Source organism: Bradyrhizobium guangzhouense, from assembly GCF_004114955.1.
Lineage (GTDB): Bacteria > Pseudomonadota > Alphaproteobacteria > Rhizobiales > Xanthobacteraceae > Bradyrhizobium > Bradyrhizobium guangzhouense.
In genome coordinates this window covers 6,202,176-6,225,963 of the sequence record NZ_CP030053.1, presented here as the reverse complement: position 1 = coordinate 6,225,963, position 23,788 = coordinate 6,202,176, and the positions used below count along the sequence as shown (strand labels likewise).

19 protein-coding genes and 1 pseudogene are annotated in these 23,788 nt (G+C 64.8%); 17 read left to right on the top strand and 3 right to left on the bottom strand.

Annotation, left to right across the window (positions count from 1 at the left end; all coding sequences use genetic code 11):
- The first annotated feature begins 280 nt into the window (after positions 1-280).
- The 3 genes from XH91_RS29640 (at position 281) to XH91_RS29630 (ending at position 2,503) form a co-directional block, all read left to right on the top strand.
- Positions 281-1,120 (top strand): shikimate dehydrogenase, encoded by an 840-nt coding sequence (locus XH91_RS29640; RefSeq protein ID WP_128953874.1) that lies wholly within the window; start codon positions 281-283, stop codon positions 1,118-1,120.
- A gap of 56 nt (positions 1,121-1,176) precedes the next feature.
- Positions 1,177-1,803, top strand: coding sequence for a hypothetical protein (locus tag XH91_RS29635; protein WP_128953873.1), 627 nt, complete (start codon positions 1,177-1,179; stop codon positions 1,801-1,803).
- A 94-nt stretch (positions 1,804-1,897) separates the two neighbouring features.
- Positions 1,898-2,503 (top strand): single stranded DNA-binding domain-containing protein, encoded by a 606-nt coding sequence (locus XH91_RS29630; protein ID WP_430648563.1) that lies wholly within the window; start codon positions 1,898-1,900, stop codon positions 2,501-2,503.
- A 136-nt stretch (positions 2,504-2,639) separates the two neighbouring features.
- On the opposite strand, the gene XH91_RS29625 is transcribed toward XH91_RS29630, so the two are convergent.
- Positions 2,640-3,776 (bottom strand): alpha-hydroxy acid oxidase, encoded by a 1,137-nt coding sequence (locus XH91_RS29625; protein ID WP_128953871.1) that lies wholly within the window; start codon positions 3,774-3,776, stop codon positions 2,640-2,642.
- 116 nt (positions 3,777-3,892) lie between these two features.
- Here XH91_RS29625 and XH91_RS39070 point away from each other — a divergent pair, with 116 nt between their 5' ends.
- The 11 genes from XH91_RS39070 to XH91_RS29575 all read left to right on the top strand — a co-directional run bounded on the left by XH91_RS39070 (position 3,893) and on the right by XH91_RS29575 (position 15,122).
- Positions 3,893-4,060, top strand: coding sequence for a hypothetical protein (locus tag XH91_RS39070; protein WP_164933645.1), 168 nt, complete (start codon positions 3,893-3,895; stop codon positions 4,058-4,060).
- A gap of 220 nt (positions 4,061-4,280) precedes the next feature.
- Complete coding sequence (gene glmM / locus XH91_RS29620; protein WP_128953870.1) at positions 4,281-5,624, top strand: phosphoglucosamine mutase; 1,344 nt, start codon at positions 4,281-4,283, stop codon at positions 5,622-5,624.
- A gap of 247 nt (positions 5,625-5,871) precedes the next feature.
- Positions 5,872-7,122: an MFS transporter gene (locus XH91_RS29615; RefSeq protein WP_128953869.1), complete on the top strand. Its 1,251-nt coding sequence runs from the start codon at positions 5,872-5,874 to the stop codon at positions 7,120-7,122.
- Between the two features lie 238 nt (positions 7,123-7,360).
- On the top strand, positions 7,361-8,197 hold the full coding sequence (locus tag XH91_RS29610) for an outer membrane protein (RefSeq protein WP_164933644.1): 837 nt from the start codon (positions 7,361-7,363) through the stop codon (positions 8,195-8,197).
- Between the two features lie 184 nt (positions 8,198-8,381).
- On the top strand, positions 8,382-9,278 hold the full coding sequence (locus XH91_RS29605) for an outer membrane protein (protein ID WP_128953867.1): 897 nt from the start codon (positions 8,382-8,384) through the stop codon (positions 9,276-9,278).
- A 73-nt stretch (positions 9,279-9,351) separates the two neighbouring features.
- Positions 9,352-9,942: a glutathione S-transferase family protein gene (locus XH91_RS29600; RefSeq protein WP_128953866.1), complete on the top strand. Its 591-nt coding sequence runs from the start codon at positions 9,352-9,354 to the stop codon at positions 9,940-9,942.
- A gap of 17 nt (positions 9,943-9,959) precedes the next feature.
- Entirely contained in the window at positions 9,960-10,424 is a 465-nt protein-coding gene (locus XH91_RS29595) for a GNAT family N-acetyltransferase (protein ID WP_128953865.1), read from the top strand.
- A 158-nt stretch (positions 10,425-10,582) separates the two neighbouring features.
- Positions 10,583-10,789, top strand: a complete 207-nt coding sequence (locus XH91_RS29590) for a hypothetical protein (protein WP_128953864.1) — start codon at positions 10,583-10,585, stop codon at positions 10,787-10,789.
- A 79-nt stretch (positions 10,790-10,868) separates the two neighbouring features.
- Positions 10,869-12,041: a phosphoserine transaminase gene (locus XH91_RS29585; protein WP_128953863.1), complete on the top strand. Its 1,173-nt coding sequence runs from the start codon at positions 10,869-10,871 to the stop codon at positions 12,039-12,041.
- 116 nt (positions 12,042-12,157) lie between these two features.
- Positions 12,158-13,747 (top strand): phosphoglycerate dehydrogenase, encoded by a 1,590-nt coding sequence (gene serA / locus XH91_RS29580; RefSeq protein WP_128953862.1) that lies wholly within the window; start codon positions 12,158-12,160, stop codon positions 13,745-13,747.
- Positions 13,748-13,949: 202 nt separating this feature from the next.
- Positions 13,950-15,122: a thiolase family protein gene (locus tag XH91_RS29575; protein WP_128953861.1), complete on the top strand. Its 1,173-nt coding sequence runs from the start codon at positions 13,950-13,952 to the stop codon at positions 15,120-15,122.
- A gap of 123 nt (positions 15,123-15,245) precedes the next feature.
- On the opposite strand, the gene XH91_RS29570 is transcribed toward XH91_RS29575, so the two are convergent.
- Positions 15,246-16,097, bottom strand: coding sequence for an alpha/beta hydrolase (locus XH91_RS29570; RefSeq protein ID WP_245477248.1), 852 nt, complete (start codon positions 16,095-16,097; stop codon positions 15,246-15,248).
- Between the two features lie 318 nt (positions 16,098-16,415).
- Between XH91_RS29570 and XH91_RS29565 the strand changes: the two genes are divergently transcribed.
- From XH91_RS29565 to XH91_RS29550, 3 genes and pseudogenes are all read left to right on the top strand, one after another.
- Complete coding sequence (locus tag XH91_RS29565; RefSeq protein ID WP_128953860.1) at positions 16,416-17,369, top strand: LysR family transcriptional regulator; 954 nt, start codon at positions 16,416-16,418, stop codon at positions 17,367-17,369.
- A 6-nt stretch (positions 17,370-17,375) separates the two neighbouring features.
- Positions 17,376-17,899: pseudogene (locus XH91_RS29560) on the top strand (aromatic-ring hydroxylase C-terminal domain-containing protein); the annotation flags it as partial.
- 128 nt (positions 17,900-18,027) lie between these two features.
- Positions 18,028-20,001 (top strand): methyl-accepting chemotaxis protein, encoded by a 1,974-nt coding sequence (locus XH91_RS29550; RefSeq protein WP_128953858.1) that lies wholly within the window; start codon positions 18,028-18,030, stop codon positions 19,999-20,001.
- Positions 20,002-20,198: 197 nt separating this feature from the next.
- On the opposite strand, the gene XH91_RS29540 is transcribed toward XH91_RS29550, so the two are convergent.
- Positions 20,199-23,747 carry a PAS domain S-box protein gene (locus XH91_RS29540; RefSeq protein WP_128953857.1) on the bottom strand — a complete coding sequence of 1,183 codons (3,549 nt, stop codon included), beginning with the start codon at positions 23,745-23,747 and terminating at the stop codon, positions 20,199-20,201.
- Positions 23,748-23,788 lie beyond the last annotated feature (41 nt).

The window sequence follows — 23,788 nt, the reverse complement described above, 5'->3', positions numbered from 1 at the left end:
CCGCGGGAGAGGGAGATGCGAGGCGAGCCCATTTCCTCCTCGTCATTGCGAGCGGAGCGAAGCAATCCAGAGTCCTTCCGCGGCGGGATTCTGGATTGCGTCGTCGCGTTGCTCCTCGCAATGACGCCGTGGAAGCTGCCCTGTGCCAAAAACCCTGATCTCATCCTCATGGCCGACGAGACCGTGAGCTAGCGGCCCGATCGGCACTGTGGCGCCGGTGCGCTTGACAGGACCGGCCGGACGCGAAATGGATCGCCCTCGAACACGACCCGAGGGAAGGATGACCACGCCCAAGGCTCCCGCAGCCTGTTTGATCGGATGGCCGGCCGCGCATTCGCGCTCGCCGCTGATCCATCATTACTGGCTGCGCACGCTCGGCATCGCAGGCGGTTATGTCATCGAGGCCGTTCCGCCCGATGACTTGCGCGATTTCGTGCTGCGGCTGTCGCTGCGCGGCTTTGTCGGCGCCAATGTCACCATTCCGCACAAGGTCGGCGTGCTCGAGCTGTCGACCCCCGACGCGCGCGCCAAGGCCGTGGGCGCGGCCAACACGCTGTGGTTCGAAGATGGCGAGCTGCGCTCGACCAATACCGATGTCGAGGGCTTTCTCGGCAATCTCGACGCCAGCGCGCACCGCTGGGACAAGGCCGGGGAGGCGCTGGTGCTGGGGGCAGGCGGCTCCTCGCGCGCGGTCGTGTTCGGCCTGCTCGAACGCGGCTTCACGCACGTCCATCTCGCCAACCGCACCCTGGCGCATGCCGAGGCCCTTGCGGCGCAGTTCGGGCCGAACGTGCATCCGCTGGCCTGGGACGGGATCAACGACCTGCTGCCGCGCGCCAAGCTTCTCGTGAACACGACCTCGCTCGGCATGCATGGCCAGCCCCCGCTCGAGGTCGATGTGGCGCGGCTGCCGGAAGCCGCCGTCGTCGCCGACCTCGTCTACGTTCCCCTGGTGACGCCGCTGCTCGCGGCCGCCCGGGCCCGCGGGCTCAGGACCGCCGATGGGCTCGGCATGCTCCTGCACCAGGCGGTGCGCGGCTTCGAGCTGTGGTTCGGCCGACGGCCTGAAGTGACCGCCGAGCTCCGCGCGCTGGTCGAGGCCGATCTCACAAAGACTTGAGAGAATAGTGCGCCGTCTCCGGCGTTCTATCCCGGTGGGGACAATCGGAGACATCAATGACGATCCAACGTGCCAGTTTCACACGTCCGCTCATCGCTGTTGCGATGGTGGCGGCGTCCACTCTTGCCGCCGTCGCGCAAAAGGCGCCGGTGCCGACGCGCGTGCGCGGCACGATCGAGAGCGTCGATGGCGACACCCTGCAGGTCAAGTCGCGCAGCGGCGAGGACGTCAAGCTGCACATCGCCTCCGACGCGCGCGTCGTCGGCGTCACCAAGATCTCGCTTGCCGACATCAAGGTCGGCTCCTTCGTCGGCGCCACCACCGTGCCGGGGCCTGACGGCGGCAACAATGCCGTCGAGGTGCATGTGTTTCCGGAGAGCATGCGCGGCACCGGCGAGGGCTCGCGGCCCTATGATCTCAAGCCGAATTCCAGCATGACCAACGCCACGGTGTCGGAGAGCGTGGTCGGCAATGACGGCCATACGCTGCTGGTGAAGTACAAGGACGGCGAGAAGAAGGTGTTCGTCTCCGATATGACACCGGTCGTGACCTTCGTTCCCGGCGACAAGTCGGAACTGAAGGCCGGCGCCAAGGTCATCGCCTTCATGAAGCAATTGCCCGACGGCTCGTTCGAGACCAACCGCGTCAGCGTCGGCCGTGACGGCCTGACCCCGCCGATGTGATCGGGATTTCGGGGAATAGCGGCGATCGCACGGGGTTTGCCGTTGATCGCCGCAACTTCCCGAGGGGACAATCATGCAAAAGCTGAAGAACTGGATGCCGCGTGCCGTCGCGGCTGCGTTCGTCGCCTGTCTCGTCACATCATCCGCCTCGGCGCAGCAGGCGCCGATGGTCCGCATCCGTGGCACCATCGAGAGCGTCGACGGCAACATGCTCGGCATCAAGACGCGCGAGGGCAGCGATGTGAAGGTGAAGATGACCGACAACGTCGCCGTCTTCGCCGTGGTGAAGACCGAGCTCTCCGAGATCAAGGAGGGCTCCTATATCGGCGTCACCGCCATGCCCGAGCCCGACGGCACGCAGAAGGCCATTGCCGTCCACATCTTTCCGGAAAACCAGCGCGGCGCCGCCGAAGGTTCCCGCCCCTGGGATGCCCGCGCCAATTCCACCATGACCAACGCCACGGTGGCGCAGACGGTGAAGGGCACCGACGGCCAGGACATCACGGTGAAGTACAAGGACGGCGAGAAGAAGGTCGTGGTGCCGCCTGATACGCCGATCGTCACCTTCGTCGCCAGCGACAAGTCGGAAGTGAAGCCCGGCGTCAAGCTGATCATCTTCGGCGCGGCGAAGAAGGACGACGGCACACTGGAAGCCAACCGCGTGAATGTCGGCCGTGACGGCCTAACCCCGCCGATGTGACACGCAGTGTCATTCCGGGGCGTGCGAAGCGCGAACCCGGAATCTCGAGGTTCCCCGGTGCGCAATTGCGCACCTGAGGTCCGGTCCTTCGGACCATCCCGGAACGACGAGCGGGAAACGGCACCGTCGTTGCGGCTCACACCGCAATCACGTGATCGTCGATCTCGTCGATCCTGTTGACGCCGCACAGGCCCATCGTGGTCAGCAGCTCCTTCTGGATGATGTCGATCGCCTTGGCGACGCCGGCCTGGCCGCCGGCACCCAGGCCATAGGCATAAGCGCGGCCGATCATGCACGACTTGGCGCCGAGCGCGAGCGCGCGCATCACGTCCTGGCCGGAGCGGATGCCGCCGTCGAACATGATCTCCATGGTGTCACCGACCGCATCCGCGATCTCGGGCAGCACCTCGATCGAGGACGGCGCGCCGTCGAGCTGGCGGCCGCCATGGTTCGACACCACCAGCGCCTGCGCGCCGGTCTTGGCGGCTTCCTCGGCGTCCTCGACATCGAGGATGCCCTTGATGATGAGCTTGCCCGGCCAGATGCTCCGGATCCACTCGACGTCCTTCCAGTTCAAGGAGGTGTCGAACTGCGAGGCGGTCCATTCGGCGAGGCGGTTGAGGTCCTCGGTGTTCTTCACGTGGCCTGCAATGTTGCCGAAGGTGCGGCGCTTGCCCTGCAGCACGCCGGAGACCCAGGCCGGCTTGGTCGCGAAATCCAGGAATTTCGACAGCGTCCACTCCGGCGGGATCGTCATGCCGTTCTTGATGTCGGCATGGCGCTGGCCGATCACCTGCAGGTCGACGGTCAGCACCAGCGCGCTGCACTTGGCGGCGATGGCGCGCTGGATCAGATCCTTGATGAAGCCGCGGTCCTTCATCACGTAGAGCTGGAACCAGAACGGCTTGTCCACGGCGGCGGCGATGTCCTCGATCGAGCAGATCGACATGGTCGATTGCGTGAACGGGATGCCGGCGGCCTGCGCCGCGCGGCAGGCGTGGATCTCGCCGTCGCCGTGCTGCATGCCGAGCAGGCCAACCGGCGCCAGCATCAGGGGCATGGTCGAGGGCTCGCCCAAAATCGTGGTCGAGGTGTCGCGCTTGGAGACGTCGACCAGAATGCGCTGGCGGAACTTGATCGCCTGCATGTCCTCGCGATTGGCGCGCAGCGTTTCCTCGGCATAGGAGCCGCGGTCGCAATAGTCGAAGAACGCCTTCGGCACACGGCGCTTATGCAGCGCGCGAAGATCGTCGATACAGGTAATATGCTTCATGAACGTTCCCCGGCCCGGCTTGTCTCTGATGTCTTGTCTCTGATGTCTTGCATCGGAAGGTTTAGGGGTCATCTAGCATGGTTGGATGCGCAGCCAAATCGTTTGCGAGAGGGACCATGACCAAGCCGCACACGGGGCCTTCGCCGGATGAGATCAAGGAAAAGCAGGACCTCGACGACGCGCTCGAAGAGGGCCTCGAGGAGACCTTCCCGGGCTCCGACCCCGTCAACGTCACCCAGCCGGCGCCGAGCCGGGAGGATGGCCATGTGAAGCGGAAGGCGTGAGCCCGGTTCCGCCTCGTTCCGCCGCCAAAAGCGGAAATATAATGTTAACAGTCAGTTACCGGAGAATCCGGGTTCCCGGTTCCGTAATGATTCATCATATTTTTTGAAGCCAAGTTAGCCGTGTAAGGCTTATAAGACCCCCAGCAAATCAGGGATGCGGGGCCTGTTCGGGCACCCGGAGGTTGTGTAGGGGGTCCCTGGTTGTTGCGTGGGGGACGATATGAGCCGCAAATATTTCGGGACGGACGGGATCCGGGGCCGCGCCAACGGACTGATCACGCCGGAGCTCGCGCTCAAGGTCGGCCAGGCCGCCGGCCTTGCGTTTCAGCGCGGTGACCACCGCCACCGGGTCGTGATCGGCAAGGACACCCGCCTGTCCGGCTACATGATCGAATATGCGATGGTCGCAGGCTTCACCTCGGTCGGCATGGACGTGCTGCTGGTCGGCCCGATGCCGACGCCGGCGGTGGCGATGCTGACCAAGTCGATGCGCGCCGATCTCGGCGTCATGATCTCGGCCTCGCACAATCTGTTTGAGGACAACGGTATCAAGCTGTTCGGCCCGCAGGGCTTCAAGCTGTCCGACGACGTCGAGAAGCAGATCGAGCAGCTGCTCGACGAGCCGATCGAGAAGCGCCTGGCGCAGAGCGCGAGCCTCGGCCGCGCCCGCCGTATCGACGGCGTGCATGACCGTTACATCGAATTCGCCAAGCGCACGCTGCCGCGCGATCTGTCGCTCGAGGGTCTGCGGGTCGTGATCGATTGTGCCAACGGCGCCGCCTACAAGGTGGTGCCGGAAGCGCTGTGGGAATTGGGCGCCGACGTCGTGCCGATCGGCGTCGAACCCGATGGCTTCAACATCAACAAGGATTGCGGCTCGACCTCGCCGGACGCGCTGTCGAAGAAGGTGCGCGAGATGCGCGCCGACATCGGCATTGCGCTCGATGGCGATGCCGATCGCGTCATCCTGGTCGACGAGCGCGGCCATGTCGTCGACGGCGACCAGCTGCTGGCGGTGATCGCGCAGAGCTGGAAGGAAGACGGCCGCCTGTCGCGTCCCGGCATCGTCGCGACCGTGATGTCCAATCTCGGCCTCGAGCGTTTCCTGAAAGGGCAGGGGCTCGATCTCGTGCGCACGCCGGTCGGCGACCGCTACGTGCTCGAGCAGATGCTGAGCGGCGGCTACAATCTGGGCGGCGAGCAGTCCGGCCACATCATCCTGTCCGACTACGCCACCACCGGAGACGGTTTCGTGGCCGCGCTGCAGGTGCTGGCCGTGGTGCAGAAGCTGCGCCGCCCGGTCTCCGAGGTCTGCCACCGCTTCGATCCGCTGCCGCAGATCCTCAAGAACGTCCGCCACAAGGGCGGCAAGCCGCTCGACGATTCCGACGTCAAGTCGGCGATCTCCGACGGCGAGAAGCGCCTCAACGGCCACGGCCGTTTGCTGATCCGCTCCTCCGGCACCGAGCCCGTGATCCGCGTCATGGGCGAAGGCGAGGACCGCATCCTGGTCGAGGACGTCGTCGACACCATCGTCTCGGCGCTGGGCCAGGCCGCGGCCTGAGCTCCAAGCGCACTGCCGTAGGGTGGGTTAGCTTGCGGTCGCGCGAAGCGCGATCCGCGAGCGTAACCCACCATTTCTGCCACCGTGGAAACAAAAGAGGTGGGTTACGCTGACGCTAACCCACCCTACGATTCCGGACTTGTGGAGAGGTCCCGCGCATCCCAGCCATTTGCGATTGACGGTGGTTCAAGCGCCGCCCGCATCGTAATGAGCAAGTCGCCGCGGTTCGCCGCGCCGGGATGCTGCATTGAACAAGCCTGTCGTCGTCTCCGAGGAAACACTGACCGAGCCCGTCGTCGTCGGCGACGTCGCGCCCATGGCCGCCAAAGCCGCGGGGCCGGCCTATGTCGTGCTCGCCGGCATCAGCTTCTCGCACTTCCTCAACGACACCATGCAGTCGCTGATCGCCTCGGTGTATCCGATCCTGAAGGACACTTACGCGCTCGACTTCGCGCAGATCGGCATGATCACGCTGGCCTTCCAGTTCACGGCCTCGCTGCTGCAGCCAGTGGTCGGTCACTTCACCGACAAGAAAGCGCAGCCCTACTCGCTGTCGATCGGCATGGCCTCGACCTTCTTCGGCCTGCTGCTGCTCAGTGCTGCGCACCAATATCTCGTCATCCTCCTTGCCGCTGCGCTGGTCGGTCTCGGCTCGGCGGTGTTTCATCCCGAGTCGGCGCGCATCGCGCGGCTCGCTTCGGGCGGCCGCTACGGTTTTGCGCAATCGGTGTTTCAGCTCGGCGGCAGCTTTGGTACGTCGATGGGCCCGGTCTTGGCCGCGCTGATCGTGGTGCCGTTCGGGCAGGGTAGCATCGCCTGGTTCTCCTCGATTGCATTCCTTGCGATCGTCATCCTCTGGCGCATCGGTCGCTGGTACGCGCCGCAGATCACCACGAAGAAGTTTGCGCCGCTTCAGGCTCATCCTGACGCGCCAAGCTCACGCCGCGTCGCGTTCGCGCTGCTCGTGCTGGTGGCACTGCTGTTCTCGAAGCAGCTCTACGTCTCGAGCCTGTCGAGCTATTACATCTTCTATCTGATCGACCGCTTTGGCGTGTCGACGCAAACGGCGCAGATCTATCTCTTCATCTTCCTCGCGGCGAATGCCGTCGGCGCGTTCTTCGGCGGTCCCCTCGGCGATCGCTTCGGCCGCAAGATCGTGATCTGGATCTCGATCCTGGGCGCGCTGCCGTTCACGCTGGCGCTGCCCTATGCCGGGCTCTACGCGAGCGCGGTGCTGTCGGTGATCATCGGCTTGATCATCTCCTCGACGACGTCGTCGATCATCGTGTTCGCGCAGGAGCTGGTGCCGCATCGCTTCGGCATGATCTCGGGCGTGTTCTTCGGTGTCGCCTTCGGCATCGGGGGCCTGGGGGCCGCCGTGCTCGGCAAGCTCGCCGACCACACCTCCATCGCGTTCGTCTACCAGGTTTGCGCCTATCTGCCGGCGATCGGGCTGCTCGCGGTCTTCCTGCCCAAGTTGCCTCAGCACAGGCGTTAACAAATCTTCTTTCGCTGCATTGCGGCTTCATAGATCGTTAGCATTTGCGGCGCGGGAAGCGCTTCACCTGCCGCATTTTTGCAACGCTTGCGCCGCATCCGCGTGTGCGATCAGAAAAAATCAACCTTAAAAATTAGGGTTAAGTGGCGCTTAAGCATTTGGTGCCATCGTCCGGCTCGTGAGTTTCCAGAACGTGAGGCATCTGCATTTTGCCTCACCGGCCATAAGGACGAAGCCAATGCGTAGCGTTAAGTCTCTCCTTGCCGCGGGTGCGGCATCTCTGATCTCGTCGATGGCGTTCGCCGCCGATATGCCGATCGCGGCTCCGCCCCCCATGTACGCGCCGCCCGCTCCGCCCGCCGATTTCGGCGGCTGGTATCTGCGCGGCGACATCGGCATGACCAACCAGAGCGCCAAGAGCATCGACAGCGCGGCTTCGGCGACGTTCCCGACCACGACCGCGGGCCTCGGCTTCGACTCCTCGCCGCTGTTCGACGTCGGCGTCGGCTATCGCTTCAACAACTGGTTCCGCACCGACGTGACCGGCCAGTATCGCGGCAAGTCCAATCTGCACGGGTCGCAGAGCCTGGCTCTCGGCCCGGCAGACGTCGAAGCCAATACCTATACCGGCAGCAAATCCGAGTGGGTCGTCATGGCCAACGCCTATGTCGATCTCGGCACCTGGTGGTGCGTCACGCCGTTCATCGGCGCCGGTGTCGGCGGTTCCTACAACCAGCTCTCGAGCTTCCAGGACAACGGCGTCCGCTACACCGGTGGCGCGCTGTCCAACAGCGTCACCTATTTCGACACCAACGGGAAGTGGAACTTCGCCTGGGCCGCTCACGCCGGTCTCGCCTACAAGGTCAACCCCGGCTTCACGGTCGAACTGGCCTACAGCTACATGAACCTCGGCGACGCTTCGCCCGGCAACTTCCGTGCGTTTGACGGCAGCATCTCCGGCCCCACGACCATCAAGGTCAAGGACATCACCTCGAACGACATCAAGCTCGGCGTGCGCTGGGAGCTCAACAGCCCGCCGGCCTACGTGCCGCCGCCGCTCGTCACCAAGGGCTGATCGCAAGCCTTATCGCTTCAAGCCTCATCGCTTAACGTTTCTTAACGGCGCGGGATCATCCCGCGCCGTTTTGCTTTGCATATTTTTCATGGCGAGAGGGGCCGAAAACCTCAGACGCAACCATTGGTTAAGGTTAACGAGCCATGATCACGCTGAAGAGTTCGAGTTCGATGGAGCGTTGCAAATGCGTAGGCTTTGGTTGGTTGTGGCGGTGTTCGGATCTGTGTCCGCCGCACACGCGGCCGACATGCCGGATCTGCCCGTCCTGCGCGGCGGCTTCACCGACGGTCTGTCCAAGACGACCCACAATTGGGACGGCGCCTATGTCGGCGTCAACGGCGGCTATACGACCGACGCGACCGATTTCAGCCAAAGCGTCGTTGGCCTGACCAACTTCATCTTCCGCGACAGCGTGCTGCAGCAGCCGACCGCGAGTTGGTCGCTCATGAACAAGACCAACACGCAGAGCTCCAACTTCGGCGCCTTCGTCGGCCGCAATTGGCAATGGTACGATGCCATTCTCGGTCTCGAGGGCACCTACAGCTACTTCAACAATCTCTCGACGCTCACGACGGGGTCCAACTCACTCACGATCGTCAATCCGCCCGGCGATTCGCACGCCGCAAACGTCACCGACAATTACGACGTGACGTTGACCGGTACCGCCGCGGCGAAGGTCAAGGACATGATCTCGCTGCGCGGCCGCGTCGGCTGGGACGGCGGCGATTTCATGCCTTACGTCTTCGCAGGCGCTGCGGTTGGCCGCATGGACGTGTCCCGCTCGGTGACGAGCACGGTGGATTTGCGTCAGGACGTGACGAATACGGTTGTCGTCAACACCGTCTCGTTGACGCAAACCACATTCGGATCCCCGCAACCGGTTCCGGCACAGTCGCAGTCGCAGATTCAGCGCCGGACCAACGCCTTTGCCGTTGGCTGGACCGCCGGTCTCGGCGTCGAATACTGCATCTGGGATGGTCTGTTCGCCCGCGTCGAATACGAATATGTCAGATTCTCCCCGGTCATGAACACCTCGGTGACGCTGAACAATGCGCGCGTCGGGCTCGGCTACAAGTTCTGACATAGCTTCGCTGCGTCGCGGTTGACAGGTCGGCTACGGCCTGATGCTCTGTCGCCTCACATGGGCGGCGGCAATGCAGATTTACGGCGACAGCAATTCCGGCAATTGTCTGAAGGTGAAATGGGTGTGCGATCACCTCGCATTGCCCTATCGCTGGATCGAGGTCGACACCCGCAAGGGCGAGACGCGCACGCCGCAATTCCTGAAAATGAACGGCGCCGGCCAGGTGCCGACCGTCGCCTTCGACGACGGACGCACGCTGGCGCAGTCCAACGCCATCATCCGCTACCTCGGCCGCGACAGCGCACTGATTCCGCGCGATGCCTTTGCCGCTGCCAAGATGGACGAATGGCTGTTCTGGGAGCAGTACAGCCACGAGCCCTATGTCGCGGTATGTCGTTTCCAGATGGTCTATCTCGGCAAGTCAGCCTCCGAGCTCGACCCTGACAAGGTCAAGCGGGGCTACGCGGCGCTGGACCGCATGGAGGCGCATCTGGCCGCGAGCCGCTTCCTGGCCGGTGAGGCATTTTCGCTCGCCGATGTCTCGCTGCTCGCTTATACGCGTGTCGCGCATGAAGGTGGCTTCGATCTCGGCCGTTACGCGGCCGTCCGCCGCTGGGTCGGCGAGGCCGAGGCGTTTCTCGGCCTTCCGTCGACGCGCTGAGCCTGGAGCATTCGTCGATGAATGATGAGTCCGTTTCCATTCGCCCCGCACGCCGCGAGGACGTCGCGGCGATGATCGGGATGCTCGCCGATGACCATCTCGGCCGCGCCCGCGAGCGATTGGAAGATCCATTGCCTGAGGTCTATTACGAGGCGTTCGAACGGGTCGAGCGCAATCCCAATCTCCAGCTCGTGGTTGCCGAGAGCGAGGGCAGGGTGGTCGGCTGCCTGCAACTCGCACTTCTGCCCGGCATCAGCTCGCAAGGCGGCATCCGCGGTTTGCTCGAAGATGTTCGCGTCGCCTCCGATTGCCGTAGCCGCGGCATCGGCGAAAAGCTGGTGCAATGGGCGGTCGCCGAAGCAAAGGCGCGCGGCTGTGTTCTCGTCGAATTGCTGACGCATGCGAGCCGCGTCGACGCGCAGCGCTTCTACAAGCGGCTCGGATTCTCGGCGAGTCATGTCGGCATGACTGTCCGCTTTTGACGCAGACCACGGCGGGCATTGTGTCGCCTGCCAAATCGGATCGCGCGTTCGTTCATCTTAACAGCTGATAAACTAACCCTCGGTCGTTCACGTGGACCGAGGAACGAACGGTGCTACGCAAGCGTCAGACACCGGGCTCGGTCGGTTCGGGGATTTCAATGACAAGCTATTCCATGATCAAGGTCGGCAACGGCTACGTTGTGCAGGCCAATGACAAATGCATTTTGAAGGTCGGCAGCCGCCGCCGCGCCGCGCAATTGATCAGTGAGGCCACGGACTTGCTGAACGCGCTGGCGCCCGTCGTATCCCCAGATATTGCCGCGGACGAACCATCACTCCCCCGTGAGGTTCCTGAACTTTCTTGACTGACCTTCCCGTTTCCCGTATCAGCCCCGGCGGGACACCTCCCCCCAACGGGAGGCTTACTATCTGGAAGGGTAGATCATGACTGTAGCGAAGCCCGCTTCGCGGCCGACCGTGCCGCATTTTTCCTCCGGCCCCTGCGCCAAGCGCCCCGGCTGGAACGCCCAAAATCTCAAAGACGCAGCGCTCGGCCGTTCGCATCGCGCGAAGGTCGGCAAGACCAAGCTCAAGCTCGCGATCGATCTGACGCGCGAAGTGCTTGAAGTGCCGGCGGATTATCGCATCGGCATCGTGCCGGCGTCCGATACCGGCGCGGTCGAGATGGCCCTGTGGTCGCTGCTCGGGGCACGCCCCGTCACCACGCTCGCCTGGGAATCTTTCGGCGAGGGCTGGGTCAGCGACATCGTCAAGGAATTGAAGCTCAAGGACGTCACCAAGCTGAACGCTGGTTACGGTGAGATTCCCGATCTCTCCAAGGTCGATCCTGCGAGCGACGTCATCTTCACCTGGAATGGCACCACCTCAGGCGTGCGCGTTCCGAACGCCGACTGGATCAGCGCGACCCGCGAAGGTCTCACGATCTGCGACGCGACGTCTGCCGCCTTCGCGCAGCCGCTCGATTTTGCAAAACTCGATGTCGTCACCTTCTCCTGGCAGAAGGCGCTCGGCGGTGAAGCCGCGCACGGCATGCTGATCCTGTCGCCCCGTGCGGTGGAACGGCTCGAGACCTACAAGCCGGCCTGGCCGCTGCCGAAGATCTTCCGCATGACCAAGGGCGGCAAGATCAACGAAGGCATCTTCGTCGGCGAAACCATCAACACGCCGTCGATGCTTTGCGTCGAGGATTATCTCGACGCACTGAACTGGGCCAAGTCGATCGGCGGCCTCAAGGCGCTGATCGCGCGCGCCGATGCCAACACCAAGGTGCTCGCCGACTGGAAGGCGAAGACGCCGTGGATCGACTTCCTGGCCAAGGACGCGGCGATCCGCTCCAACACCTCGGTGTGCCTGAAGTTCACCGACCCCGCGATCACCTCGCTGTCCGACGACGCGCAAGCCGAGTTCTCCAAGAAGCTCGTCGCCCTCGTCGAGAAGGAAGGTGCCGGCTACGACTTCGCGTATTATCGCGATGCTCCTGCGGGCCTGCGCATCTGGTGCGGCGCCACCGTCGAGGCCAGGGACGTCGAGCTGCTGACGCAGTGGATCGACTGGGCCTTCGCCGAGACCAAGGCGCAGCTCGCCAAGGCGGCCTGATTTTACTTTCTTACCTCTCCCCGTCCTGACGGGGAGGGGCAGAAGTCGCTTCAAGACATCACCCTATCTCGGTCGAACGCCAACCCTTCCATCAGGGAGGGCAGAGGATCATTCCCATGACCAAACCCAAAGTGCTCATTTCCGACGCGCTCTCTCCCGCCGCCGTGCAGATCTTCAAGGACCGCGGCGTCGAGGTCGACTTCCAGCCCAACCTCGGCAAGGACAAGGACAAGCTCGCCGAGATCATCGGCAATTACGACGGCCTCGCGATCCGCTCAGCGACCAAGGCGACCGCCAAGATCCTGGAGAAGGCCACCAACCTCAAGGTCATCGGCCGCGCCGGCATCGGCGTCGACAATGTCGAGATTCCGGCCGCCACGGCCAAGGGCATCATCGTGATGAACACGCCGTTCGGCAATTCGATCACGACCGCCGAGCATGCGATCACTCTCATGCTGGCACTGGCCCGCGAGATTCCGCAAGCCGACGCCTCGACCCAGGCCGGCAAGTGGGAGAAGAACCGCTTCATGGGCGTCGAGATCACCGGCAAGGTGCTCGGTGTGGTCGGCTGCGGCAACATCGGCTCGATCGTCGCCGACCGCGCGCTCGGCCTGCGCATGAAGGTGATCGCGTTCGATCCGTTCCTGTCGCCCGAGCGCGCCAAGGACATCGGCGTCGAGAAGGTCGAGCTCGATGATCTCTTGAAGCGCGCCGACTTCATCACGCTGCACACGCCGCTGACCGAGAAGACCAAGAACATCATCGACGGATCAGCAATCGCCAAGATGAAGAAGGGTGTGCGCCTGATCAACTGCGCCCGCGGCGGTCTCGTCGACGAGCAGGCCGTGGTCGATGCGCTCAATTCCAAGCACATGGCCGGCGCCGCCTTCGACGTGTTCGTCGAGGAGCCGGCGAACACCAACGTGCTGTTCGGCCATCCCAACGTGATCTGCACGCCGCATCTCGGCGCCTCCACCACGGAAGCGCAGGAGAACGTCGCGCTCCAGGTCGCCGAGCAGATGTCGGACTATTTGCTCACGGGCGCGATCTCCAACGCCGTGAACTTCCCGTCGATCACCGCGGAAGAAGCGCCGAAGCTGAAGCCGTTCATCGCGCTTGCCGAGAAGCTCGGCTCGTTCGCCGGCCAGCTCACCGAGAGCGGCATCCTCAAGGTCGAGATCACCTATGAGGGCAATGTCGCCGAAATGAAGATCAAGGCGATCACCTCGGCGGTGCTGTCGGGCCTGCTGCGGCCGATGCTGGGCGAGGTCAACGTGGTGTCCGCGCCCGTCGTCGCCAAGGAGCGCGGCATGGTGGTGGACGAGATCGTCCGCGCCGCCCAGAGCGACTATGAGAGCCTGATCACCGTGACCGTCGCGACCGAACACCAGGAGCGCGCGGTCTCCGGCACCGTCTATCACGACGGCAAGCCGCGCCTGGTCGACATCAAGGGCATCCGCGTCGACGCGGAGTTCGGCAAGTCGATGATCTACGTCACCAACGAGGACAAGCCGGGTTTCATCGGCAAGTTCGCAAGCCTTCTGGGCGACGCCAAGATCAACATCGCCACCTTCCATCTCGGACGCGTCGCGCCCGGCAGCGATGCCATCGCGCTGATCGAGGTCGACGGCGCCGTGCCGGCCGATCTGCTCGCCAAGGTGCAGGCGCTGCCGCAGGTCAAACAGGCCAAGGCGCTCAAGTTCTGATCTTCACCTCTCCCCGCTGGGGAAGGGTGACGGAGCGAGCCGGCAAAGTCGGATCCTCTCGCCTTCTACGGACATATTCCGACCCACGGAACATCGCCGCTTCCCATAAGGGAGGCGGCGTTTTTGTTTTCCGCAGCCGGCTATCTCAGTGTACCAATGGTGCCAGAACGCTCTGTTCAAGACTTTCGAAAGGGAGAAAACAATGCGTGAAGCCGTCATCGTTTCCTACGCGCGCACGGGCCTCGCCAAATCCGGCCGCGGCGGGTTCAACATCACGCCGCCGATGTCGCTCGCGGCCCATGCCATCAAGCACGCGGTCGATCGGGCCGGCGTCGACAAGGATTACGTCGAGGATTGCTATCTCGGCAATTGCGCCCATGGCGCGCCGAACATCGGCCGTCAGGCCGCGCTGCTCGCGGGGCTCCCGAAGTCGACCGGCGGCGTCTCGGTGAACCGCTTCTGTTCGTCCGGCCTGCAGACCATCGCGATGGCCGCGAACTCGATCCGCTCCGACGGCGCCGACTGCATCGTCGCCGGCGGCGTCGAGAGCATCTCGATCCCCGGCGGCGGCTCGCCGAAGGAGTGGGTCGATCCCGAATTGCTCAAGACCGCGCCCGACATCTTCATGGCGATGATCGACACCGCCGACATCGTTGCCGAGCGCTACAAGCTCAGCCGCGAATACCAGGACGAATATTCGCTGGAGTCGCAGCGCCGCATGGCGGCCGCGCAGCAGGCCGGCAAGTTCAAGGACGAGATCGTCCCGATGAAGACCAGGATGAAAGTGGTCGACAAGGCCACCAAGGCCGAGAGCATCGTCGACTACGTGGTCGATCGCGACGAGTGCAATCGTCCGGAGACCACGCTCGAAGGTCTCGCCAAGCTCGAGCCGGTGAAGGGCCCGGGCAAGTACGTCACCGCCGGCAATGCCAGCCAGCTCTCCGACGGCGCCGCCGCCGTCGTGCTGATGGAAGCCAAGGACGCCGAGAAGCGCGGCCTTAAGCCGATGGGGCGCTTCGTCGCCTGGGCGGCGGCGGGCTGCGAGCCCGACGAGATGGGCATCGGCCCGATCTTCGCCGTGCCGAAGCTCCTGAAGCGTCACGGCCTCAAGATCGACGACATTGATCTCTGGGAGCTCAACGAGGCGTTTGCCAGCCAGTGCCTCTATTCGCGCGACAAGCTCGGCATCGACCCCGAGAAGTACAACGTCAACGGCGGCTCGATCGCGATCGGTCATCCCTTCGGCATGACCGGCGCCCGTCTCACCGGCCATCTGCTGCAGGAAGGCGCCCGCCGCAAGGCCAAGTGGGGCGTCGTCACCATGTGCATCGGCGGCGGCCAGGGCGGCGCCGGCCTGTTCGAGATCTACAGCTGATCCGAGGCGAGTTGAATGCGAAAGGGCGCGGCGTAAGCCGTGCCCTTTTTGATTGACTGAAGCCCTAAAGATTCCGCAGTGCGGATCGGGCAGCTTGGTCGTGCGGCAAGTCGCCGGCCTTGATCATGGCTTCAACGCATCGCGTATTGCTTCACTTGCCTGTTTGAGTGCGGCCTGAGTGCTTGGGACGGTGTTGATTCCGTTTAGAAGAACGAAGTCGTGGATGGTCCCGTTGTAGCGTGTCGCGGTCACGGCGACGCCAGCCTCCTTGAGCTTGCGAGCGTAAGCCTCACCCTCGTCGCGCAGCGGATCGTTCTCAGCAGTGATCACCAGCGCCGGCGGGAGCCCGCGAAGCTGGTCGATGCTCGCGCGCATCGGTACCGCATACGGATTGCTTCGTGTCTTCTCGTCCGGCGCGTAGATGTCCCAGCCGAATTGCATAAAGGCGCGCGCCAGGAAGCGGCCGGTGTCGAATTCGCGATAGGATTGGGTCTCGAAATTGGTGTCGGTCGCGGGGATCAGCAGAACCTGAAGGCGTATGTTCGGACCGCCGCGATCCTTGGCCATCAGTGTTAAGGCCGCCGACATGTCGCCGCCCACGGAATTGCCGGCGACCGCGAGGCGGCTGCCATCGAGCCCGATCTCGGCGCCGTGCTCGGTCACCCACTTGGCTGCGGCGTAGCTCTGCTCCACCTGGGTCGGAAAGATCGCGTCGGGGATTGGCGTGTATTCGACGAAGACGGCCGCGGCGCCCGAGCCGACCACGAGGTCGCGGACAAGCCGCTTGTGGTTCTCGAAGTCGCCGGCGATCCAGACGCCACCATGGATAAAGAGCAGCACCGGCGGTCGGCCGGCGACCTTTTCCGGTTTCATGATGTAGAGCTTCACGCTCTGTCCATTCTCGGAAATCGTCCTCTCCGAAATGATGACGCCGGACAGATCGACCGGCGTTTTGCCTTGCAGGCCCGTCAGCACGGCGCGGACCTGGGGGCCGGGTCGCGTCCAGAACGGACTGCTGTCCTTGTTCACTTCGGACAGGAACGATCTCACTTTCGGATCGATGCGGGGATCCGTTGCCGCATCTGGGGCGGCCGTTGCGATCTGAGTCATGGCGAGTGTGGCTCCTAACACGAGAGCTGGGATGGGGGGACAGCGCATGGTCTGGGGAATCTCTGGGGTTGCTGCCGAGATTGGCTTTTTTCGGCACATTCCCAGGTAGAGCTTGCCTCTCAGCTTGATTAGCTGCCCATTTAGGGATTTATTGTGCCGACAACGGAACAATAGCCATCCGCGATGGCCGACCTGAACGATACGCTTGCCTTCATCAAGGTCGTCGAAGGCGGCAGCTTCACCGCGGCGGCGCGGGAGCTCAAGCTGCCGAAGACGACGTTGAGCCGGCGCGTGCGTGAGCTGGAACGGCGGCTTGGGGCCCAACTACTTCACCGAACCACGCGACGGCTGAGCTTGACCGAGGCCGGGACGATCTATTTCCGGCAATGCCGCCAGATCCCGCAGGCGCTTGCGGATGCGGAATCGGCGGTCGAGCAAATACAAGGGCAGCCGCGCGGCAAGCTTCGCGTCACGTCGTCCTATTCGGTGATGATGAGCCTGATCGCGCCGCTGCTAGGGGATTTTCGCGCGCTCTATCCCGATGTGCATATCGATCTCATGTTGACCTATCAGACGCCCGATCTCGTCAAGGAGCAGATCGATGTATCGCTGCTGACCGCGCCGACCCCGCTCGCGGATTCCTCAATGCTCGCTCGTCGTCTCGGGCTGTTTCCCAAACGGGTTTATGCCGGCTCCGCTTATCTGGCACGGCGCGGCGAGCCGGTTCATCCAATCGAGTTGCCGCGCCATTCCACGCTGGCCACCCGCTACTGGCAACGTGGAAGCGGCTACGCCTGGCCGCTGCGTAACGGCGGTGCGATCGAAAACTTCGAGATCAGTCCCGTGATCGAGGCGGACGACCCCGAAGTTCTCAAGATTGCGATGTTGGGCGGGGCTGGGCTTATGATGGGGACGGACATTATCATGCAGCAACTCGTCGCCGAAGGCACCGCCCGACCCGTGATGCCGGGCTGGTGTGGTCCCGGTGTCGAACTTCACGCCGTCTTTCCCGGAGGCCATCTACAGCCGCCGAAGTTGCGGGCCTTCATCGATTTCCTGGTGAGCAGGCTGCGCGCGCAAGGCGAGATCGCAACGGCCGATGGCGCGACCGTTTGCTCTCTCGAGAGCGAAGATTAGCCCCGCGTCTCCGGCCACGCGCCCAACAATCTCCTCGATTCCTATTCGCAGGAGCGACATCCCGTCGGCGCACGAATCCTCGACTGGTCGCGCGCGCAGGTCGCGATCATGCGGCCGACGCCTGCGACCCGCGCGCTGCAGGCGATCATCCGCGATCTCATCGCAACGCGCGATGGCGCGACCTATTTCGCCGAACGCATCAGCGGCGTTGCGCTCCGCTACGATCTCGGCGGTCGCCATCCGCTTGTCGGGCGAAGTGTTCCCGATTTCGGACTCTCTGACGGCACGACGGTCGGAGCACTGTTCCGGTCGGCGAAAGGCATCTTGCTGGACTTCGACGCGTGCCAATCGCTTCAAGCGCTCGCGAGCGGCTGGCGCGATCGGATCGCATATCTTGCCGGCGCGCTGCGGTGCTGGTTCGTCCCGACGGCTTTGTCGCCTGGGCCAGCGACGGCGCGGGCGATGATGAAGAAGCCGCCCGAGCCGCGTCGCGCTGGTTCGGCGAAGCCACGACGCGCAGATGTCCTTGAGTCCCGTGTGCACTCTGGCGTGCATTCTGTCATAATGCGCGTATTCCTACGTGCCCGCAAATTAACGGAAGTTTTTATGCAATAGCGCCTCATAAACCGCATCTGTCACCACGGGCTTTGCGATCACGATGCGGCTTTTCTCTCTGCGGCTCACCCACAAGATCACTGCGATCGGCGTCATCGGCGTCGTCGGCGTCGTCCTGATCGGCGGCATTCATCTCTACGGCGAGCGCGCGATGGGAATCTCGCGCGACGCCGCCGAGAAAGCACGCACGATCTTTGAACTCAACAGCAGGATCGCGACCGAGTTGTTGGAAGGCCGCCGCGCCGAGAAGGATTTCCTGCTGCGCAGCGATCCCGCCCGCGCGCAGCGCCAGGCCGAGATCTTGCGGCAGGTCGGACTCGACATCGACACGCTCCGCGGCAACATCGCGGCGCTCGGCAAGCCCGACCTGGCGCAGAAGATTGACGCGATGAACGCATCGCTGAAGACCTATCAGGCGCGCTTCGCCGCAGTGGTCGAGGAGCGGCAGCGCCTCGGGCTCGATGAGAACTCCGGCCTCGAAGGCCGCCTGCGCGGCTCCGTCCACGAGATCGAGGCCAAGGTCGATCAGCTCCACGATGCCCCGCTCAAGGTGATCATGCTGATGATGCGGCGGCACGAGAAGGATTTCATGCTGCGACGCGACGCCAAATATGGCGCCGAGATGAAGAAGCGCGCATCCGAATTCCTCGCCGGCATCGATGCCGGCGCGATTCCCGATGCCGCCAAGGCCGAGCTGCGGCAAAAACTCTCCGACTACCAGCGCGACTTCTCCGCCTGGATGGAGACCGCACTCAAGCTCGCGAGCGAATTGAAGGCGATGTCGGAGGCGTTCTCGACCGTCGAGCCCGTCATCGAGCAGGTCTCCAAATCGGTCGATACCATCCGCATAGAGGCCGACAAGCAGAACGATTCCGAGCGCGAGAGCATCCAGTTCTGGATCGCCATTGCGATCGCATCGATCGCAGCGGGCGTGCTCGGCCTCGGGGTCTTCATCGGCCGTTCGGTCGCAAGGCCGATGTCGGCGATGCGGGCGGCGATGATCGAGCTCGCTAACGGCAATTTCGCCATCGTGTTGCCCGGCCTCGGCCGTCCCGACGAGATCGGCGAGATCGCGCAGGCGGTCGAGACCTTCAAGATCAACGCCGAGCGGAAGGCGCGCGAGGAGGCGGAGGAGAAGATCCGGCAGGACAAGCTCGCCGCCGAGCGCCGCCGCGCCGACATGATCAGGATGGCCGACGATTTCGAGGGCGCGATCGGCGAGATCGTCAAGACGGTGTCCTCGGCCGCGACCGAGCTCGAGGCATCCGCAACGTCGCTGACGACGACGGCGGGCCGCTCGACCGAGCTCGCCACGCTGGTCGAGGCCGCCTCGGAAGAAGCCGCCACCAACGTGCAGTCGGTGGCCTCGGCCGCGGAGGAGCTCACCGCCTCCGTGAGCGAGATCAGCCGCCAGGTGCAGGCCTCCGCGCGCATCGCCGGCGAGGCGGTCAGCCAGGCCGGCCAGACCAACGATCGCGTCGGTGAATTGTCGCAGGCTGCCGCCCGCATCGGCGATGTGGTCGAGCTGATCAATGCGATCGCGGGCCAGACCAATCTCCTGGCGCTCAACGCCACCATCGAGGCCGCGCGTGCGGGCGAAGCCGGCCGCGGCTTTGCGGTCGTCGCCTCCGAGGTGAAGGCGCTGGCCGAGCAGACCGCGAAGGCGACAGGCGAGATCGGTCAGCAGATCGCCAGCATCCAGGGCGCGACCAACGAGTCCGTCGGCGCGATCAGGACCATCGGCGGCACCATCGAGCGCCTGTCCGAGATCTCCTCCACCATCGCGGCCGCCGTCGAGCAGCAGGGCGCCGCAACCGGCGAGATCTCGCGCAACGTGCAGAGCGCGGCGGCCGGCACCACTGAGGTCAGCGCCAATATCAGCAATGTCCGGCAGGGCGCGGTCGAAACCGGCTCGGCGTCGGCGCAGGTGCTCTCCGCCGCGAAGTCGCTGTCCGGCGACAGCAACCGCCTGAAGTTCGAGGTCGGCAAGTTCCTGGATACGGTGCGCGCGGCGTAGAGCCTGCACGCACAGTAAGGGACGCGCCGCTCTCTCGCTCCCTCCCCCGCTTGCGGTGGAGGGTTGGGGAGGGGGTATCTCCGCTCGCGAGAACCCCCGAGAGGAGAGAGCCCCCACCCGGCGCTTCGCGCCGACCTCCCGCCGCAAGCGGGAGAGGTTGCAGCGAGCACGCGGCTCTATCGACCTAACTCAAGTTCTCACGCCCTTGCCGTCACCGGTGCGAACGTCACCTCGATCAGCGTGCCTGACGTCCCCGCGCTCTTGATGTTGAACTGGGCGCGGTTGGCTTCGACGAGAGCCTTGGTCAGCGACAGGCTCAGCGCGGAATTGTCCGCGGCATCGCCGGGCGGCGGGGTGCGGAACGGCTCCATGGCGGCGGCGACTTCCTGGTCGCTGAGGCCGTGGCCGGTGTCGCGAATGCGCAGCGCGATCTCGCCACGGTCGTTGAGCGCGGTCGAGACGATCACCTGGCCGCCGGCGCTGGCGAGCCGGATCGAGTTCGAGATCAGGTTCATCGTCACTTGCCGCAGCGCGCGCGCATCCGCCGCCACCTGCGGCAGCGCATGCGCGAGCGAGGTGCGGATGATGATGCGCTCGCGATTGGCCTGCGGCTGCATCACGGTGACGCAGGCCTCGACCAGGTCGTTGAGGTTGAGGTTGGCGAAGTTCAGATCGAGCTTGCCGGTCTCGATCCGCGACAGCTCCAGGAGATCGTCGATGATGGTGATGACGCGCTCGCCGGAGGCGCGGATGTCCTTCATGTATTCGCCGTAGCGCTCGTTGCCCAGCGAACCGAAACGCTCCGAGATCATCACCTCGGCAAAGCCGATGATGGCGTTGAGCGGCGTGCGGATCTCGTGGCTGATCCGCGCCAGCATGTCGGCTTTCGCATTGGCGGCGCCGTCGACCAGGCGCCGCGCCTGCGTCAGCTCGCTCTCGCCCTTCTTGGCCTGCGACAGGTCGCGGAACACGGCGAAGAAGTTCGGGCCGTCGGGCCGGGTGCGGCCCATGATCATGGCGAGCGGCAGCACGCCGCCCTTCTTCTCGCGGCCCAGCACCTCGCGGCCGTGATCGAGCAGGCTCGCGATGTCCTGGCTCTTCAGGCTGTGGAGATAGTCGAGCACGATCTGCTGGCTCTCCGGCGCGAACAGCGTCAACAAATTCTGCTGCATCAGCGCCTCGCCGTCATAGCCGAACAGCGCCTCGGCGCTGCGGTTGCAGGCGTGGATGTTGCCTTCGGCATCGAACATCACGATGCCTTCGGCGGTGGTGTCGAGGATCGCGGCGAGATCTTCCGCGTCGGCATCGCCGACGTCAGGCTCGGGCGCAAACAGGACGGGCTCGTCGACATCGGTCTCGGTAGCAACGGGCGGCGCGGCCACCGGTGCCACGACGACCGGCGCGGCGACGACAGCCTGCGGCAGCGCGCAGATCAGCGCATGCGCGCCGGCGCCGTCCCAATCGATCGTGTGCAGATGCGCTTCGGTCGTTGCCAACGGCTGCTCGCCGTTGGGGATCGTCGCGCTGATCGTGACCGGCGTGCCCGATTGCGAGGTGCTGCTGGCAGCGGAGACGCCCGGCTCGACATAGAGCGCATCGAGCCCGCCGGCTTCTTCCAGCGCTGCGATGCTGGCATAGCCGACGCGCGCAAGGAACGCGGCATTGGCGTAGAGCAGGCGATCGAGCCGGTAGATCAGGATCCCTGAGGGAATGAGATCCAGCAGCGCGCGGTCGCGCGTTGAGTGGCCGTAAGCGGGCGGTGCGGGCTCGCTCAGCCATTCGGCCGCGGCCGGCGGCGCTTCGAGCTCCGAAATCGGCGGCTCCGAGATCAGGGGCTCTGATATCACGGGCTGTTGCGGCATCGCCGTGTCGGGCGCGATCTCGTCCGCCGGCGGCTCGGCCGCAGCGGAAGCGAGCGTTTCGCGTTCACGTTCGAGCCGCTCGGACAATTGCCGCGCCAGCTCGTTGAACGCGCTGTTCTCGACCGGCGTCAGCGTCGGCGATCTCTGGTCGCCTTGCGACCTCTGGTCACCTTGTGACCTCTGGTCGCTTTGCGACCTGAGATCGCCTGGTGCGCGGAATGGCACGACATTCGGAGGCGTTTCCACTGGCGTTTCCGGCTTGGTTGGGTGTGAATTCGCTTCGGTGAAAAGTGCGGGCGGTTCGGGTTCGGTTGTGATGGGCGGCTCAGGCTCGGGCGGCGGCTCGACCGGCGGCGCCTCCGCCTTGTCCTCCGGCCCCACCTTGGCCTCCGCTTCAGGCTCAGGCTGAGAGTCAGGCTCGACCACATCGGCCGACAGGCCCTGCGCAGCGACCGGCTCGCTGAACAACTCATAGCGCCTGAGCGCATCGAGCCGGTTCAGGCCATCGAGATCGCGGCAGACGCCAAAGCCCTTGAAGCCGGCAAAGTTGCGCGCGCGGTCGTAGACGGGAAGGCCGGCCAGCTCGACCGGCAGGTGCTCGCCGCCATCGGCCGGCCAGTTCACGGTGATGCCGGCCCAGGTGTCGTGGCTTTCGAGCGCCTGCGCGACGCGGCCATCGGGATCCAGCGCAAATTCCTCTGATATCTCGCGCCAGGGCCGGCCGAAGCCGGCCGCGGTGTGCGCGCCCATCAGGCGGATGAACTCGTCCGAGCCGAGCACGAAGCGGCCCTGCGCATCCATCTGCCACAGGAAGCGCAGCGGATGCTGGCGCGGTGTCTCCGCTTGGGCTGACCGCGTCTCCGCGTGTCCTGGCGGCTCGACCATCACGCTCGTGATCGGCGTAGCTTGCGGCGGCACGATGGCTGCGGGCGGGTTTTCAACTGGAGTTTCCGGCGCGGCTTCGATCGTCTGCGCGATGGTTTCCGGCGCAGGCGCTTCAGCGTCCTTCACGGCGTCCTGGATCGAGACGATCTCGGTCGCCGCATGTTCGGCCGGCTTGGGCGTCTCGTCCGGTTCGGCAAACGGATCGAACATCGCGATCCCGGAATCCGACCCGTGCGCCGGCCCTGGTGCGACAGGCGGCGCAGGCTCAGCCGCGGCGTCGGGCGCGGGAGCATGCACGATTTCAGGCGCCGTGACCGGCGCGCTCTCCACCGCAGGCTCAACGTGCGCCGTCGCCGGCTCGATCAGCGCGATGAGCCCGACATCGGCGCCGACGCCGACCCGCTGCAGCACCATCTTGCCGATGCCGACGGGCATCTCGACGCGGCCCTTTGCCAGCGCCTCGTTGCGCGCCTGGTCGAGCCCGGCCTCGTCGAGATCGCGAAAGCCGAGCAGCGAGCGCGCCGCCTCGCTGGCGCCGGCGAACAGGCCGTCAGGTGCGAATGCCGCCATCGGCGTCCGCGCGCCGTCGACGAGACGATGCAGCCGCTCGACCAGCGGCATGCTGCGCGACGCGCCGTCCATCGCGGTGACGAGCACGCCGGAGGTGCCATCGGAAAAGTCGAGCCGCGCGCAGGCGCAGGTCATCAGCGTGCCGAGCCCGGCGCCGAAGCCGCGCATCCGCTCCAGCCTCACGCTGCCGCCTGCCGGCAGCCGGTGCGCGAGGCGGACGATCTGGCGGCGGTGGCTGTCGGCGGGGCCGAAGGTTTTTTGCGCCAGGCTGGCCGCATTCGGAGCGCCGAAGAATTTCGCGCCGACCGCATTGGCCCACAGCACGCGCGAACCATCTGGTGACCACAGCCACGCCGGCAGGGGGGACGTCGCGTGCACGGACAGCCTGGGATCGCCGACGCCTCGCAACTGGAAATCCGAATTCGTCATCCGACCGGCTTTGACTCTCGCGCCACGCTTCGCTTCAGGTC